At 64.2% G+C, this 15,431-nt stretch carries 15 protein-coding genes; 10 read left to right on the forward strand and 5 right to left on the reverse strand.

The window, feature by feature from the left end; translation table 11 throughout:
• Positions 1-194 precede the first annotated feature (194 nt).
• A complete protein-coding gene (locus BRA62_RS01610) occupies positions 195-947 on the reverse strand; it encodes a hypothetical protein (RefSeq protein WP_292364336.1) in 753 nt (250 codons plus the stop codon).
• A gap of 125 nt (positions 948-1,072) precedes the next feature.
• On the opposite strand from BRA62_RS01610, the gene BRA62_RS01615 reads away from it, so the two are divergent.
• From BRA62_RS01615 to BRA62_RS01655, 9 genes are all read left to right on the forward strand, one after another.
• Positions 1,073-1,855, forward strand: a complete 783-nt coding sequence (locus BRA62_RS01615) for a ribonuclease III family protein (protein ID WP_292364337.1) — start codon at positions 1,073-1,075, stop codon at positions 1,853-1,855.
• Positions 1,855-3,033 (forward strand): DUF362 domain-containing protein, encoded by a 1,179-nt coding sequence (locus BRA62_RS01620; RefSeq protein WP_292364355.1) that lies wholly within the window; start codon positions 1,855-1,857, stop codon positions 3,031-3,033. The genes BRA62_RS01615 and BRA62_RS01620 overlap by 1 nt, the downstream gene beginning before the upstream one ends.
• Positions 3,034-3,082: 49 nt before the next feature.
• Positions 3,083-3,424: an HIT family protein gene (locus BRA62_RS01625; RefSeq protein ID WP_331519844.1), complete on the forward strand. Its 342-nt coding sequence runs from the start codon at positions 3,083-3,085 to the stop codon at positions 3,422-3,424.
• A gap of 175 nt (positions 3,425-3,599) precedes the next feature.
• Positions 3,600-5,510, forward strand: a complete 1,911-nt coding sequence (locus BRA62_RS01630; protein WP_292364339.1) for an NADH-quinone oxidoreductase subunit L — start codon at positions 3,600-3,602, stop codon at positions 5,508-5,510.
• Positions 5,507-6,385, forward strand: a complete 879-nt coding sequence (locus tag BRA62_RS01635; RefSeq protein WP_292364341.1) for a respiratory chain complex I subunit 1 family protein — start codon at positions 5,507-5,509, stop codon at positions 6,383-6,385. Before BRA62_RS01630 ends, BRA62_RS01635 begins: the two co-directional genes overlap by 4 nt.
• A gap of 5 nt (positions 6,386-6,390) precedes the next feature.
• Complete coding sequence (locus BRA62_RS01640; protein ID WP_292364343.1) at positions 6,391-6,873, forward strand: NADH-quinone oxidoreductase subunit B family protein; 483 nt, start codon at positions 6,391-6,393, stop codon at positions 6,871-6,873.
• Complete coding sequence (locus BRA62_RS01645) at positions 6,870-7,250, forward strand: NADH-quinone oxidoreductase subunit C (RefSeq protein ID WP_292364344.1); 381 nt, start codon at positions 6,870-6,872, stop codon at positions 7,248-7,250. Before BRA62_RS01640 ends, BRA62_RS01645 begins: the two co-directional genes overlap by 4 nt.
• Positions 7,235-8,314, forward strand: a complete 1,080-nt coding sequence (locus BRA62_RS01650) for a nickel-dependent hydrogenase large subunit (RefSeq protein WP_292364346.1) — start codon at positions 7,235-7,237, stop codon at positions 8,312-8,314. Before BRA62_RS01645 ends, BRA62_RS01650 begins: the two co-directional genes overlap by 16 nt.
• 22 nt (positions 8,315-8,336) lie before the next feature.
• A complete protein-coding gene (locus BRA62_RS01655; RefSeq protein ID WP_292364348.1) occupies positions 8,337-8,738 on the forward strand; it encodes a 4Fe-4S binding protein in 402 nt (133 codons plus the stop codon).
• A 487-nt stretch (positions 8,739-9,225) separates the two neighbouring features.
• On the opposite strand, the gene BRA62_RS01660 is transcribed toward BRA62_RS01655, so the two are convergent.
• The 4 genes from BRA62_RS01660 to BRA62_RS01675 all read right to left on the reverse strand — a co-directional run bounded on the left by BRA62_RS01660 (position 9,226) and on the right by BRA62_RS01675 (position 14,111).
• Positions 9,226-10,596 (reverse strand): dihydrolipoyl dehydrogenase family protein, encoded by a 1,371-nt coding sequence (locus tag BRA62_RS01660; RefSeq protein WP_292364349.1) that lies wholly within the window; start codon positions 10,594-10,596, stop codon positions 9,226-9,228.
• A gap of 96 nt (positions 10,597-10,692) precedes the next feature.
• Complete coding sequence (locus BRA62_RS01665) at positions 10,693-12,480, reverse strand: SLC13 family permease (RefSeq protein ID WP_292364350.1); 1,788 nt, start codon at positions 12,478-12,480, stop codon at positions 10,693-10,695.
• A gap of 67 nt (positions 12,481-12,547) precedes the next feature.
• Entirely contained in the window at positions 12,548-13,261 is a 714-nt protein-coding gene (locus BRA62_RS01670; RefSeq protein ID WP_292364351.1) for a YkgJ family cysteine cluster protein, read from the reverse strand.
• An 88-nt stretch (positions 13,262-13,349) separates the two neighbouring features.
• Complete coding sequence (locus BRA62_RS01675; RefSeq protein WP_292364352.1) at positions 13,350-14,111, reverse strand: SagB/ThcOx family dehydrogenase; 762 nt, start codon at positions 14,109-14,111, stop codon at positions 13,350-13,352.
• A gap of 139 nt (positions 14,112-14,250) precedes the next feature.
• On the opposite strand from BRA62_RS01675, the gene BRA62_RS01680 reads away from it, so the two are divergent.
• Entirely contained in the window at positions 14,251-15,186 is a 936-nt protein-coding gene (locus tag BRA62_RS01680) for a calcium/sodium antiporter (protein WP_292364353.1), read from the forward strand.
• Positions 15,187-15,431: the final 245 nt, after the last annotated feature.

The raw sequence follows: 15,431 nt of genomic DNA on the forward strand, positions 1-15,431 counted from the left end.
CCACCCCCAATGGCGATAGCCAGTGGAAAGCCGTACCCGGAATTTTGATGAAACAGAGGGCAGGAATCTCCAATCGTCCAAGCAGGGGAGGGGTTCAGGAGAAAAATGTATGAAGGGCATCTGCGGCCTGCAGGAACCTGAGAAGGCCTCTATCCTTTATAGGGGAGGGAGAAGTGCGAAACGCCCCCCCACCGTCACCCCTCGTTCTCACAGGTCTTCATCGGGGCGCGAATGCGCTCCTCGAGGTCCGGGAGTTGCTCCCGGTACTCCCGTGAGAGCAGGAACGTCCGAACGGTGTCGCCCATCCCCCGGTGGGCGGCGAGGAGGTGGCGGTACTCCCGCGGGACAGGGTACCGGAAGTGTGTCGAGGTGACGGCTCCACCGTCGACGGAAAAGTCGATAAGCCGGGCGAGGCGGTCGAGGGAGAGGACCTGTTTCATCTTGAAGTGCCGCCGGATCTCCCGCTGGAGGTCGACCAGCATGCACCCGTCGAGCGAGAAATTTGCGGTCCGGAAAGCTCTCTTCTCCATAGCCGCAGCAAAGACGACGATAGCCGGAGTATCCCCTGTCGAGACGACCGATTCCATGAAGAGCCTGAGATCGGCAAAAGCGTTTCGTGCCGTCGCCTTTGCCGCCGGGACCGCGTCGTCAGAGACCCGGAAGGAGTGATCGTAGGTCATCCCGTACTCACCGCGGGCCATGTTCGCCACGGTCGTCGCGACACCGACGGTTTTCCCGCACTCGTCGGTCACTTTCTTCCAGATCTCGACATCGATGTCGTACCGGAACTGCTCCCCGGCGTAGCGGACGCTATCGTCCCCTGGCCGGTGAACGACCGCACCGATCTCGATCGGCATCATGACCGCACGGCAGGTGCCGTAGACATAACCGAACTCGATATCCAGGTAGACACGCCTGCCCGCCTCGCCCGCTTCCGGCAGCACCACGAATAAGATCTCTTCGGCGGCAACGAAAAGGTTTCCCGGATGTTCCGTCTCCGGCAAAGGTTTATCCGGCAGGACATAAGCCATTCTATAGAGAAGAGCAGCAGGACGCCCTGCGCCCGAAGACCATGAGACTCTCCACCACCTGGCAAAAACTTCGTATCGGTGGCCTTTGCGGGAGGAGGCTACTCGCACGCCCGGAGCCCGTCGGCCGCGACCGCGAGGCGGAAGTGCGTGCGCTCCTCGCCCGTCCCCCGTTCGGGATCACCGACGTCGCGGACGCCGCCCTTCCCCTCTACGACCGGGCGCTGACCCACCGGTCGTACGTGAACGGCGGGGAGTACCCGGCAGCGGTGGTCGACGACAACGAGCGGCTCGAGTTTCTCGGGAACTACATCCTTGACTTCATCATCGCCGACCACCTCTACGGCGAGTACGACCTCCCGCCGGGGGAGATGAACCGGAGGCTCCAGGTAACCAGGAACACCAAACTCGCCGAGATCGTGCGTGGACAGGGCCTCGGCATCGACGGCGCCGTCAGACGGCGGGGACAGACGCTGACCGACTCGATCATCGCCGACGCATTCGAGGCCCTGATCGGCGCCATCTACCTCGACCGAGGCCTCACCGTGGCCCGGGAAGTGGTGCTCGCGATCTTTGAGGAGGAGATCGCGGAGTGCGACGTCCACCGGAACTACCGGGGACGGCTTCAGGAGTACGTCGCCCGGGAGAACCTCGGCGAACTCGATTACGCCTTCCGCCAGACCGGCCCGGGGAGTTCCCCTATCTGGGCCGCCCGGGTGACCATCGGGGGGAACCTACTCGGCGAAGGAGAGGGACGAACCAAACAGGGGGCGGCGATGCTCGCGGCAAAAGAGGCGCTCGGCCGCCTCAGAGGGGGGATAAGGTGATGGTGCCGGGCGGCAGGGACACGACCGTCGCGGTCGCCGGGTGCGACGGCTATGGCGCGGGCGAGGTCGACGCGGCCGTCCGCCGTGCGGTCGACCTCGCCGGCGGCATCGGGAGGTTTTTCTCGCCGGGACAGCAGGTCCTCCTCAAACCGAATCTCCTGCAGGGGCAGGAGCCGGAACGGTGCGTCACCACCCACCCGGCGGTCGTCGCTGCCGTCGCCCGGCTTCTTACGGAGCACGGGTGCCGGGTCGTCATCGCCGACAGCCCGGGAGGGGGGATCGTCTACAGCGAGGCGAACCTGCGACGTGCATATGCGCGCGCGGGGTATACGGCGGTGGCCGGAGAGACCGGCGCCGTCCTGAACTACGATATCGGCTCGCAGATCGTGTCGTTCCCGGAAGGGGAGGTGATGAAACAGTTCTCCATCATCGCCCCCGCCGCAGAGGCCGACGCGATCGTGGTCGTCTCGAAAGCCAAGACCCACATGTGGACGCGGATGACGGGGGCGACGAAAAACCTCTTCGGACTCATCCCGGGACTCGAGAAACCGGTCTTTCACTTCCGGTTCCAGGATGAGTACGCCTTCGGGAGGATGCTCGTCGACCTCAACGAGTGCATGAAGCCCCGGCTCCAGGTCGTGGACGCGGTCGTGGGGATGGAGGGGGACGGGCCTCAGGCCGGCAGCCCGAGGAAGATCGGGGCGATCCTTGCCGGGAGCGATTATGCGGCCGTGGACACCGTCCTCGCGCGGCTCATCGGCATGGACCCGCTCGAGATCGGGAGCATCAGAAGCGCGGCAGATCGCGGGTTCCTCGATCCCGCGGCCGTCCGGACGGTCGGCGACGACCCGGCGGAGTTCACGGTCCCGGACTTCCGGAAACCTTCGACCTACGCCGGGGGCAGGACGGGCGTCTGGCGGCGGGTGATGCTTGCCATCGTCCAGCGGTTCGGGAGAACCTACGCCCCCCGGCCCGGCGTGATAGCTTCTTCCTGCATCGGCTGTGGGAAGTGCGAGCGGATCTGCCCGGTGCACGCGATCACTGTCAGGGAAGGCAGGGCAGATATCGATCTATCGCGCTGCATCCGGTGCTACTGCTGCCACGAGATGTGCACCGAGCACGCCGTCGCCCTCTCCCGGGGCCTCACCGGACGGCTCCTCGCCCGCCTGCTCGGGTGAGACGACGAAGCCAAAAGACTCATGAGAGATCGGACAAAGAGCAGGGGGCATGCCGTGCCCGTTCTGCAACCCTGCCCCGGAAGATATCGTTGTCACAAACGACCTCTGCTACGCCCGCTACGATATCCACCCGGTCAGCCCCGGCCACCTGCTTGTCATACCGTTCCGGCACGTCGAGAGTTACTTCGATACGACCGATGAAGAGAGGATGGCCCTCACCCGGCTCATCGACGACTGCAGGGCGCTTACCGACCGGAACCTCGCCCCCGACGGCTACAACATCGGCGTCAACGTCGGAGAGGCCGCGGGGCAGAACGTCATGCACGTCCACATCCACTTCATCCCGCGCTACCGGGGGGATGCCAGCACGGAGGGGGCGTACGAGGCGTGATGCCGTGCAAGCCGGAGTAGCGGCGAAGAGCGACCTCCGGGCATAATTTCCGGTTATGCCGTCGTTCTGCCGTGCCCGGGGCAACGATACCGGGCGTGTACCGGCCGGTGCCCGGATGCCCATTTAGAATGATTAATTATGCAAGTAAGGCATAGTTACCTTACGAGGGACAATAGTGCAGACGCTGCTCTTCCTAATATTATTCCCCATCCTCGTCGCGTGTCTTTTATTGTTCGTGAAACGGACGACATTGCGTTACGCGGTGGTTGCTCTCTCCGCTCTCGTTATCGGCGGAGCATCGATATACCTGCTTATGCGGTATGCGTTCGAAGGCGCGGTCTATTTCGCCGCACCTTCGGAGGCGGCCAGCCTTGCTATGGTGGCCATCGAGATGGGGCTGGCGCTCTTCATCGTCTACATGGGCGCAAAGTTCAGGAACTACCTGGCAATCGTGCTTGCCGTCGTCCAGGCGGCGCTGGTGGTATACCTTGAGACAACGTTTTCGGGGAACCTTCATGCGGTCAACAACCTCTTCATCGACCAGTTCTCCATCATCATGGGCCTGATCATCGGGATCATCGGGAGCCTCATAGCCGTGTACGCGGTCAGGTACATGGAGACATACCACCACCACCACCCGGAGGTGCGTGACCGGCAGAAGATGTTCTTCTTCGTCATCTTCATCTTCCTTGCCGCGATGTTCGGCCTGGTCTTCTCCAATAACCTCATGTGGGTCTTCTTCTTCTGGGAAGTCACCACGATCACATCGTTCCTGTTGATTGGTTACTCGGAGACCGAGGAGGCGACAAAGAATGCCTTCCTTGCGCTGGTGATGAACCTCCTCGGCGGGGTCGCGTTCGTCGTCGCGCTCATCTTCCTTGCCTCAACCGAGGCGACGAGCGGGGGTATCGATCTCGCCCGGGTGCTCGCCTCAAGCGATGCGGCCATCGTCCTGATCCCGGCCGTCCTGATCGGGTTTGCCGGTATCACGAAGGCCGCGCTGATGCCGTTCTCCTCCTGGCTCCTCGGGGCGATGGTGGCCCCGACGCCGGTTTCGGCCCTGCTCCACTCGAGCACCATGGTCAAGGCCGGCGTCTACATCCTGGTCCGGTTCTCGCCGGTCTTTGCCGGGACGTTCGCCGGGTTCTCCATCGGCCTCGTCGGCGCCGTGACCTTCGTCGTCGCATCCGCGATCGCGATATCGCAGAGCAACGCAAAACTGGTCCTCGCCTACTCGACGATCGCAAACCTCGGCCTGATAGCCGCCTGCGCGGGTGTCGGAACTTACATGCTCGTCTGGGCGGCAATCCTCCTGATCATCTTCCACGCCGTCGCGAAGTCGCTCCTCTTCCTCGGGACCGGTGCGATCGAGCACCGGGTCGGGAGCCGGGATATCGAGGACATGGAAGGCCTGATCGTCCGGATGCCCAGGATGGCGGTGATGATGTTCATCGGGATCGCCGGCATGTTCCTTGCGCCCTTCGGCATGCTGATCTCCAAGTGGGCCGCGATCGAGGCGTTCGTCCAGGTCCAGGCTCCCTTCGGCCTGGTCTTCATCGCGCTCCTCGCCTATGGGAGCGCCATCACCGTCTTTTTCTGGGCGAAATGGATGGGCAAAATCATCGCGGTCACCAGGAACCAGGAGAAGGTCGAGAAAGGGTTCTTTGAGGAGCCCTGGGCCCCCCTCTACATCATCACCGGCCTCGTGGTAGCGGCCGTCCTCCTCTTCCCGGTCATCTCCTCGACGCTGATCGAGCCCTACGTCCTTGCCATCTACGGGGTTACGGCACGCCTTGCAGAGGCGAACGTCGCCATCATGCTCCTGATGATGGCCCTCTTGCTGATCCTCCCGGTCTCGTTCGCCCTCTTCAGGAGGAGCGCAAAGCACCTCCCGGCCTACATGAGCGGGAGGACGGCGACGACAGACCTCCAGTTCACCGGGTCCCTCGGCCTGACCCGGGAGGCACAGACGCGGAACTACTACCTCGCCGAGTACTTCGGCGAGGCCAAACTCTTCCTTCCGGGAGCAGTGGTCTGCACCGTCCTGATCCTTGCATCGTGGGTTCTCGCGGGGGTGGCGCTATGACCTGGACCTGGCTCATAGGAGCGGGGCTCTTCCTCGTCCTCGCGCCCGTCATCGGCGGTCTCATCGCGGGAATCGACCGAAGGATCACCGCACGGATGCAGGGGCGGGTCGGGCCGCCGATCCTGCAGCCCTTCTACGACGTCGGCAAGCTCTTCGAGAAGGAGAGCGTCGTCGTCACGACGGCGCAGAACTTCTATGTTCTCGCTTACCTGATCTTCATCGCCCTCTCCGGCGCGCTCTTCTTCGCGGGAGGGGACCTCTTACTGATCATCTTCGCCTTCACGCTCGCCCACGTCTTCCTGGTGCTCGGGGCCTATGCGGTCCACTCCCCCTACAGCCACATCGGGGCCGAGCGTGAACTGATCCAGCTGATGGCCTACGAGCCGATGATCATCCTCGCGGCCGTCGGCCTCTACATGATCACGAACAGCTTCTACGTCGCCGATATTGCCGTCTCGACCGTGCCGGCCATCCTCTACCTCCCCGGCGTCTTCCTCGGCTTCGCGACCATCCTCACGATCAAACTCCGGAAGTCCCCCTTCGACATCTCGACGTCGCACCACGCGCACCAGGAGATCGTTAAGGGCATCACGACGGAGTTCTCGGGCTCGACGCTCGCTCAGGTCGAGATCGCCCACTGGTACGAGAACGTCTTCCTCCTCGGGTTCATCTACCTCTTCTTCGCCTGGAACCCCGTGATCGGAATCATCGCGGTCGTGGTCACGTATCTCGCCGAGATATTCATCGACAACGTCACGGCACGGGTGCGGTGGCAGGCGGCGCTGAAGAGCGGGTGGCTCGCGGCAGTACTCGGCATCGTGAACCTGGCGATCCTCGCCTATATCCTCGGCTATATGATGACTGGAGGTGCATAAGTACCATGGCATTCCTGAAGCGATCACCCTGGATCCTTCACTACGATGCGTCCAGCTGCAACGGGTGCGACATCGAGGTGCTGGCGTGCCTCACACCGCTCTACGACGTGGAGCGGTTCGGCATCATCAACACCGGAAACCCGAAGCATGCTGACATCCTGCTGATCACCGGCGGGATCAACGCGCAGAACCGGGAGGTGGTCGAAAACATCTACGAACAGATCCCGGAGCCCAAAGTCGTCATTGCGGTCGGCGCCTGCGCCGCAACCGGCGGCGTATTCCGGGAGTGTTACAATATCGTTGGCGGCATCGACAAGGTTATCCCCGTCGACGTCTATGTTCCGGGATGCGCGGCAAGGCCGGAACAGATCATCGACGGCGTCGTAACGGCACTTTCGATCCTCGATGAGAAACGGGGGAAGATGACCGGGGCGGCGCGAACAAAAGAGGAAGCGCGGCATGCGGAACAGGCAGGTGAGAGCACATGACAGTTAAAGAGGAGCAGACTATCATCGACGTCGCGCTGGAGAACCTCCTGCGTGAAGTCGAAGGGCTTCACGACGATGGATACCGCCTCGTCCAGATCGGGTGTACGGACATCGGCGGCGCATATGAGATCAACTACTCGTTCGATAAGGGCTACCAGTTCAAAAACCTCCGCCTGACGGCCGGGCCGGAGACGGAGGTCCCGAGCATCTCCGGTATCTACTGGGGGGCGTTCGTCTACGAGAACGAGATGCACGACCTCTTCGGCATCCCGGTCACCGGGATCAACATCGACTTCAAAGGAACGTTCATCAAGACGGCGGAGAAGTATCCGTTCAGTGTCACGAGAAGGGGGGGTGACCGATGCCGGAACGTATAATCGTGCCGTTCGGACCGCAGCACCCGGTGCTGCCGGAGCCGATCCACGTCGATCTCGTCCTCGAGGACGAGAAAGTGGTGGAAGCGATCCCCTCGATCGGCTACATCCACCGCGGGCTCGAGCAACTCGTGCAGAAGCGCGAGTACACCGAGTACGTCTACGTGGCGGAACGAATCTGCGGGATCTGCAGTTTCATCCACGCGCTCTGCTACAGCCAGGGCGTCGAACACATCATGGGCATCGAGGTTCCGGACAGGGCACGCTACCTCCGGACGATCTGGTCGGAGTGCTCGCGTCTCCACTCGCACCTCCTCTGGCTCGGGCTCTTTGCCGACTCTATGGGCTTTGAGAACCTCTTCATGCGATCCTGGCAGCTCCGGGAGAGTGTGCTCGACGTGCTCGAGGACACCACCGGCGGCCGGGTCATTCAGGGCACCTGCAAGGTCGGCGGGGTCAGGCGTGATATCGGACAGGAGAAACTCGATGAGATGCACCGCGAACTCGACCCCTTCGAGCAGAAGTGCCGGGATCTCGGCGACGTCTTCTTAAACGACGAGACGGTGAAGTACCGCCTCCAGGGGCTCGGGGTCATCACAAAGGACGAGGCCTACGCCCTCGGGGCGACAGGGCCGACCGCCAGGGGAAGCGGAGTCGCGATGGACCACCGCGAGACCGGCTACGCCGCCTACGGCGATCTCGGCTTCAAACCGGTTGTCGAGACCGCCGGGGACTGCTACGCCCGGTGCGCCGTTCGGGTCAAGGAAGTCTACGCTTCCATCGACATCATCCGGCGGGCGATCGAGGAGATGCCCGAAGGACCCATCGACGTGAAGGTCAAGGGAACGCCCGACGGTGAGTACTTCTCCCGCGCCGAGCAGCCGCGGGGGGAGGTCGTCCACTACCTGCGCGGCGACGGGAGCAAGCACCTTGCCCGGGCCCGCATCAGGACGCCGACGCTCGCGAACATCCCGCCGCTCGTGAAGATGCTCCCCGGGGCCCAGCTCGCGGACGTCCCGGTCGTCGTCCTCTCGATCGATCCCTGCATCAGCTGCACGGAGAGGTGAAGACGGAATGAGCATTTTTCAGATGACAAAAACGGTTATCCGGAACCTGACAGGGGGGCCGGCCACCCGCCAGTACCCGGCGGTGCCGGCGCGAAGATGCCCCCTCACCCGGGGGCACGTCACCATCGACCCGTCCACCTGCCGCTCCTGCGGCCTCTGCTCGCGGAGGTGTCCGTGCGAGGCGATCCGCATCGATAAAGAAGAGAAGGTCTGGGAGATCGACCGCATGCGGTGCATCGCCTGCGGCGACTGTGTCGAAGGCTGCCCGTTCGGGAGCCTCACGATGGAGCCGGAGTACCTCCCGCCGGTGGTGGAGCAGTGCGCGGCGGAGCGCCATATCATCACCTACGTGAAGCCTGAGAAGCCCGAGAAGAAACCGGCCGAAGAGAGCACACAAGAAGAAGGCGCCGGCGAAAGCGCGTGAGAAGGGGCGGGGGCCCTGGAATCCCCGGCGCGATCTTTTTTAACTACTGTTTTTATCCAGCAGCGGAAGCGTTAACAGTTGATGGCATCTCGAGCGCCGCCTGCTTGCGATTGCAACAGCCGGAGTGGCTGGAACTATGGGGAGGTCTGGCAGGTGGGATTGTGGCTGCCGAAACAACCGAAACTATGGGGCGACCCCGTACACTGGACCGTGGGAGACTCGCACCTTTGGTGCTCGAACTCCGCCTGCCCTTCGGGCACGCATCGTCTATCGCCACGAGGGGGGTGGGGACAAAGGGGAGTGCGAACGGAGTGAGCATGAGCACCGCCAGGTGCGAAGGGGGGAGCATCCCCCCCTGAAACCCCTCCCCAGACGCGATACCCGCTGGAAACCCGTGCACGGTATGTATGAGGTCATAGCGCAGAACCGTCGTCACTCGAAAACGCCCAATATTTTCTCGAATTCCATCCCATCAAGACGTCGTTCCTCACTTCCTCACCAGCGGATGCACCATGTGAATAATATCGTAGGTGCTGCTCGGGTATGCCCACGGGATCGCGTCCAGCGTGAGGTCGTCCACCGTCAGGCCGTGTTTGATCGCGAGGGCGAAGATGTTGATCACCTCCTCGACGTGCGGGCCGATGAGGTGGGCGCCGAGGATCCGGCGGGAGTCCTCGTCGACCAGGAGCTTGTAGCCGGCGTGCCTCTGGCCGATGCTCCGGTTCGTGAAACGCCCCGAGAGGTCGCCGGCGTTGGCGATGTAGGGGATCCCTTCCTCCTTCGCCGCCTCTTCCGTGAGCCCGACGGACGCAATGGGCGGGGTCGTGAATACGGCGCTCGGGACGACGGTGTAGTCCGCGACGCGGCCGTTGCCGCCCAGGATGTTGTCGACGACGACGTGAGCGTCCATCACCGCCACCGGCGTCAGCTGCAAACTCACCGGGTTCGCATCCCCGGCCACGTAGACCGCAGGATTCGAGACGCTCCGGAGGTGTTCGTCGACCACGATCCCCCGGCGGTCGGTCTCGACCTCTCCCGCCGCAAGGTCGAGCTCCTCGATCGCGGAGATCCTGCCTGCGCCGTGGACGACCATATCGGCACCGAAGGTCTTCTCCTCCCCATCCTTTCCGGCCCGCACACGAAGGCCGGCGGCGTTTCTCTCGACCGAGACGAGCGGCATGTTCACCTGCACGTCGATCCCGATCTCCCCCGACGCCAGCACCAGCCGGTCGACGATATCGGGGTCGAACTCTTTGAGCACCCGCCCGCTCCGCTGGAGGATGGTCACCGCCGACCCGGCCCTGGCGGCAACGTGGGCGAACTCGAAGGAGATGTAGCCCCCGCCGACAAAGACGATCCGTTCCGGGAGCGCTTCGAGGTAGAAGAAGTCGTCGCTCAAGGTCATGAGGTCCTCACCGGGAACGTTCAGGGGGCGGGAGTGCGCACCGGCGGCGATCACGATGTACCGGGCCGTGAGCACATCACCGTCGATCGTCACCCGGTCCGGCCCGGTAAAACGGGCAAGCCCGTGGCAGGTGTGGATCCCCGCCTCCCGGAACCCCTCCTCCTTTCGTTTGGGGACAGGGTCGGTGAACGTGCGCTCGAAGGCGATCAGCTCCGGCCAGTCGATCGAGACCGCTCCCCGGATACCGTTCCCCTGCTGGTTACCGACGCGGGCAACCGCCCCGGCGGCACTGGCGAGCACCCATTTGGGGACGCAGCCCCGCAGGGCGCACGTCCCCCCGTAGTCCCGGGAATCGGTGATTGCAACCTCCATGCCGGCCTTCCTGCAGTGCCAGGCGATGTCGGAACCGGCGTTCCCCGTTCCGATAACGACGACGTCATACTCCCGCTCCATGGTGAGGCTCCGGTCGCCACGGACCGGCATAAAGGTTTACCCGGGCAGGAAAGATGCGGCACCGCCGGCTGCCCGGCCCGAGGACGGCACGGGAAGTCAGAAGTAGAGAAGAGAGACGATGCCGACGGCGACGAAGATGAAGACGACCGTCAGAGCACCCCCCGCCACGAGATAGTCCCGGGTCCGGTAGTTCCCGGGGCCCATCAGGAGAGCGTTCACCGGGTGCGTCGGGAGGAGGAAGGAGTTCGACGTGCAGATCCCGACGAGGAGCGCGAGCCCCCGCGGATCGAGCCCGAACGAGCCCGCCATCACCAGCACGAGCGGGACCAGGAGGACGGTGGCGGCAATATTCGACATGACGAGCGAGAAGGCGGTCGCGAGGGCTGCAATCGCGATGAGGATCAGGAGTGTCGGATACCCGGCGACCAGGACGGCCATCCGGTCGGCGATGAACCTGGCCGTTCCGGTCGTATCCATGGCGATGCCGAGCGGCAGGAGGCCGGCGATCAGCGCGAGCGTCCGCCAGTCGACGGCCCGGTAGACCTCGCCGACCGGGACGATCCGGAGGAGGACCATCGCGAGCACTCCCGAAAGGAGGCTTACCGCTATCGAGAGCCCGGTGTAGGTGAGGGCGACGGCGGCAAGAAAGCAGAAAATGGCGGCAGCCGCACCACGCTCGCGCACCGCCGCCCGCCCCTCGACGGGGGTTACCAGGACGAAGTTCCGGTCCGTGGCAAGCGCCTGGAGTCGTTCCCAGCGGCCAAGAACGACCATCGCGTCCCCCGCCTGCAGGGGCAGGTCGGCAAGGTTCTTCCGCTGCTCTTCCGTCCCTGAAAGGAGGATCAGCACTTCGGCACCGTAGGTCACCCGAAACTCAAGGTCCCGGAGCGTCTTGCCGGTGATGGGTGCATACGGCCGGACGATAACCTCTGCAAACCCCACGTTCGGGTCGGCCACGACGTTTGCGGCGCTCTCCCCCGCCCGGACCCACTCGAGCCCGAAATCGTCTACGAACCGCCTGACATCCTCATCCTGTCCGAGAACACCGAGTTCCTGCCCGGCGGCGAACCGGGTATGCCGCCACGGCGTGTAGACGACCTCCCCCCGCTCGGCGAGAGAGATGAGGTGAAGGTTGTAGCGCGAGATCATATGCACCGCCTCCCGCGTCGCCCCGACAATCGGGCTCCCGGCCGGGACCCGCAGGTAGGATATGCGGCATGGTGGACACCAGGTCCGGATCAGTTCCTCCTGCGGGCTCAACCGCGTCTTCTCGCGCCGGGGAAGGACCCGGTCCCCGAAGAAGTAGAAGAAGGCGATTCCGGCAAGCAGGAGCGGCACGCCGACAGGAGTGATGGCAAAGAGCCCGAAGGGCGCGTACCCGCGTTGAGCAAGGAGATCGTTGAGGATGATGAGGGTGCCGGCCCCCACCATGCTGACGGTGCCCCCGAGGATCGCGGCGTAGCCGACGGGCAGGAGGAGACGCGACGCCGGAACCCCCGTAAGCGACGATACCCGCAGGAGCGAGGGGAGGAAGACGGCGGTGGCCCCGACGCTCTGCATGAACGCCGAGAGCCCGCCGGCGACGAGGGAGACGGCGGCGATCAACCGCCGTTCCCCGGTCCCGGCAAACCTGACGATCGCGCGGGCGATGCGGATGGTCACCCCGGTCCGATCGAGCCCGCGCCCGAGGATCATCACCGAGAGCATCGCGATGACCGCGCTGCTCGAAAACCCCGAGAGGGCCTGCGCCGGGGTGACGAGCCCGAACCACGCGAGCGCGAGGGTCACGAGCACGGCGGCGACGTCGACCCTGATGGCGCCGGAGATAAAGAGGACGGCGGTGCCGGCCACCACCAGCAGGGTGAGGAGGATCTCGGTCTCCATCGGGCACCCGGGGGTGAGCGGAGCAGAAAAAAGGTGCGGGCGGATCGTCTCGAAACAGGCCGGAGCGTTACTGCCCGTACACGTCGGTGGTGACCCGGTGCGGCTCAAACCGCCCGCGGTGAAAGACACGGACCTCGACCTCTGCGCCTTTTCGGAAGTCCCGCATCAGGAGGTCGTAGGTCCGCCGGACGTAGCGCAGCCCTTCCCGGGCGAAGAGATCCCGGAGGGCCCGCCTGAACCGGATCGCCTGGTCGAGGAACGCCGCCTCGTAGGCACGGGTCTCCCGGGCAATCCGGGTGCATTCGGCGTCGTCGATCGGGGTGTTGTAGCAGCCGTGCTCGTTCAAACCGCTGATCTGCCGCCAGTCGACGGCGCCGGTCTCGTCGGCCTCCCGGTGGAGCATGTAGGGGTAGATCCGGCAGATGGAGAACCGCCGGTCGTAGATGCTGCACCTGCCGTCCGAAAGAAAGATGCAGGAGCCATCCGGCTTTGTCCGGAGGGCGTAGCCCGAGACGTAGAACCTCCCCTGCTGATCGCAGGCATCGAAATCGGGTGCCGGGACGACGGCGTCGGGCGCAAACGAGCGGACGCTGTCGGCATCCTCCTCCAGCAAAAAGACGTGGCCGTTGAACTCCCGGGTGCAGCACCGGCCGCAGCAGTCGCAGGAGAATCCAACCTCCCGGATGATCGCGATGAACTCATCTTCCGGGAACCGGAGAAGTCTTTCGCGTTCTGCTTCAAGGGCAACAATCTGTTCGTCGAACGTGAACGTAACCGGCAACCTCCGTCATCCTGCCCGGCACGAATGCCGGGACTCTTCACTCAGGCGTTGGACGGGGAGGAGGATATGCTCTTCGGCACCCGCCGCCTCAAGGCTTCTTTCCCACCGTTGCAGCATAGATCAGGAACTGGCGTTCGCCGTCGATGCCGAGAAGCCGGTTCATCGCCGCGTCGTCGAAGGCGGCGATCGCGCAGACCCCGCACCCCACGTCCGATGCCGCAAGGTAGAGGTTCTGGCAGACGTGGCCGGCGTCGAGATGCAGGTAGCGGTAACCGCGCTCGCCGTAGCGCCACGTCATCCGGTCCGGGACGGCGGTCCAGAGGAAGGTGACGGCGCTCCCGAGGATATGCGGCTGGTTCAGGCACCCCGCCGCCACTCGCCGGGCGACACCGGGATCGCGCGACTCTTCGGCAAGGCGGTGCTCCAGCGCCAGGTAACGGTAGAGCCCGGGGGGAACGTCCCCGATCCGGTTGACCAGCAGGTAGGTCTCGAGCGCGTGCCGTGCGCCCGCGGACGGGACCGTGCGGAGGGTGAACGTCCCGTCGACGGCCCGCCTGACCCCCTGGGTGCACCAGAGGAGGAATGCAGTTTCCTCAAGCGTGAGCGGGTCCACCGCGTAGTTCCTGACGCTCTCCCGCTGCTCGATCGCGTCCCGGAGATCGACGGCAGGAATAGCGATGTCGTCGGGCGCGGGCAGCGGGATGACCGTCTTGGCCTTCGTGTACGGGATCTGGAGAGGCGGCGGCGGGTGGCCCAGCATCTGATCCGAGGGAGGCTGGATCCCGTACTCCGTCCTCCGCATGAACTCCCTTCCTGCCCCGCACAGGGACCGGGGGATCGGGTTCGACATGGCCGCCCGGTGGCGGCAGGAGGTACATAACGTTTTGCCCGCCGTGCACCTCCCCTCTCCCGGCAGCCTCCGGAACCCGGATTCGGAAACGTATTAGCAGACCCCGCCCAATTAATACCACTACTCTCGAGGCGTTCCAGTGATCGTAACCATTATCGTATTCGTCGTCGGCGTAGCCCTCCTCGTCAAAGGGGCCGACCTCTTCGTGGGCGGCGGAAGCGGCCTCGCCTTCCGGTACAGCATCTCCCCGGCCCTGATCGGGTCGACGATCATCGCGTTCGGCACATCCCTCCCGGAACTCGTCGTCAGCACGAACGCGGCAGCCACAGGAAACTCGGGGATTACGCTTGGAAACGTCATCGGGAGCAACATCGCAAACATAGCCCTGGTTCTCGCTCTCTGCACCTTTATCCGGCCCGGCATGGTTGCCGCGTCAGGGACATCGCGTTCCGCACTCACCCGGCACACCGTGCTGATGCTCGTTGCGACGGCGGCGTTCGCCCTGCTCGCCGTGAGAGGCACGCTCGACGCCCTTGCCGGAGCGGTCTTCCTCATCCTCTTCGCAGGGATCCTCGTCGTTCTCCTGCGAGAGGGGCGCGAGGGAAGAGACGTCGAGATAGAATCCCACGGATGGGCCGACGCCCTCTACATCGGCCTCGGGATCGTCGCCGTCATCATCGGGGCCCAGCTGGTCGTCGACAGCGCTGTTGCGCTCGCAGAGGTCTTCGGGATCCCGGCCTTCGTCATAGGCGTCTCGGTCGTCGCCGTCGGCACGTCGCTCCCTGAACTCGCGACCTCGGTCGTGGCGGCCGTGAGAGACGAGGGGTCCATCTCCATCGGCAACATCCTCGGGAGCAATATCTTCAACCTCCTCCTGGTCCTCGGGATAAGCCTCCTCCTCGCCCCGGCCACCGTCGGATCGCCCGTCGACATCATCGTCGTCGTCCTCTTCTCGATCGCGATCCTCCCCCTGCTCTTTGCCCGCCCCTCCGTCGTCCGGGGCTGGTCGGCCCTCCTGCTCCTCGGCTACGCCGCCTACATCGCCTGGAGCTTCGGGGCGGTGCCGATCGGGTGAAAGTTTCTTTGTGAAAGATGGTTGACCGGACACATCCGCGATCCACTCCCGGGTCCGTGCCCGGTTCGCGTAACCGAAAACCACAGGTGGCCAATTGTGCTGAGTGTCGTGACTGCTCCCCGACTTCAGTCGGGGCCCTTCTGCCTGTTTTCTTCGTAAACCCGTCCACGGCTTTCCACCGGATATCGCAACTGGGGGAGAGCGACTGGCCGTAGGGCAGGAACTCGAGAAGAACGAAGTTCTTC

Source organism: Methanoculleus sp. UBA208 (assembly GCF_002498065.1).
GTDB lineage: Archaea > Halobacteriota > Methanomicrobia > Methanomicrobiales > Methanoculleaceae > Methanoculleus.

Excerpts from the sequence above, each read along its gene's own strand:
- BRA62_RS01615 (WP_292364337.1), top strand. The coding sequence starts at position 1,073 with ATGAGACTCTCCACCACCTGGCAAAAACTTCGTATCGGTGGCCTTTGC.
- BRA62_RS01620 (WP_292364355.1), top strand. The coding sequence starts at position 1,855 with ATGGTGCCGGGCGGCAGGGACACGACCGTCGCGGTCGCCGGGTGCGAC.
- BRA62_RS01625 (WP_331519844.1), top strand. The coding sequence starts at position 3,083 with ATGCCGTGCCCGTTCTGCAACCCTGCCCCGGAAGATATCGTTGTCACA.
- BRA62_RS01635 (WP_292364341.1), top strand. The coding sequence starts at position 5,507 with ATGACCTGGACCTGGCTCATAGGAGCGGGGCTCTTCCTCGTCCTCGCG.
- BRA62_RS01640 (WP_292364343.1), top strand. The coding sequence starts at position 6,391 with ATGGCATTCCTGAAGCGATCACCCTGGATCCTTCACTACGATGCGTCC.
- BRA62_RS01645 (WP_292364344.1), top strand. The coding sequence starts at position 6,870 with ATGACAGTTAAAGAGGAGCAGACTATCATCGACGTCGCGCTGGAGAAC.
- BRA62_RS01650 (WP_292364346.1), top strand. The coding sequence starts at position 7,235 with ATGCCGGAACGTATAATCGTGCCGTTCGGACCGCAGCACCCGGTGCTG.
- BRA62_RS01655 (WP_292364348.1), top strand. The coding sequence starts at position 8,337 with ATGACAAAAACGGTTATCCGGAACCTGACAGGGGGGCCGGCCACCCGC.
- BRA62_RS01660 (WP_292364349.1), bottom strand. The coding sequence starts at position 10,596 with ATGGAGCGGGAGTATGACGTCGTCGTTATCGGAACGGGGAACGCCGGT.
- BRA62_RS01665 (WP_292364350.1), bottom strand. The coding sequence starts at position 12,480 with ATGGAGACCGAGATCCTCCTCACCCTGCTGGTGGTGGCCGGCACCGCC.
- BRA62_RS01675 (WP_292364352.1), bottom strand. The coding sequence starts at position 14,111 with ATGTCGAACCCGATCCCCCGGTCCCTGTGCGGGGCAGGAAGGGAGTTC.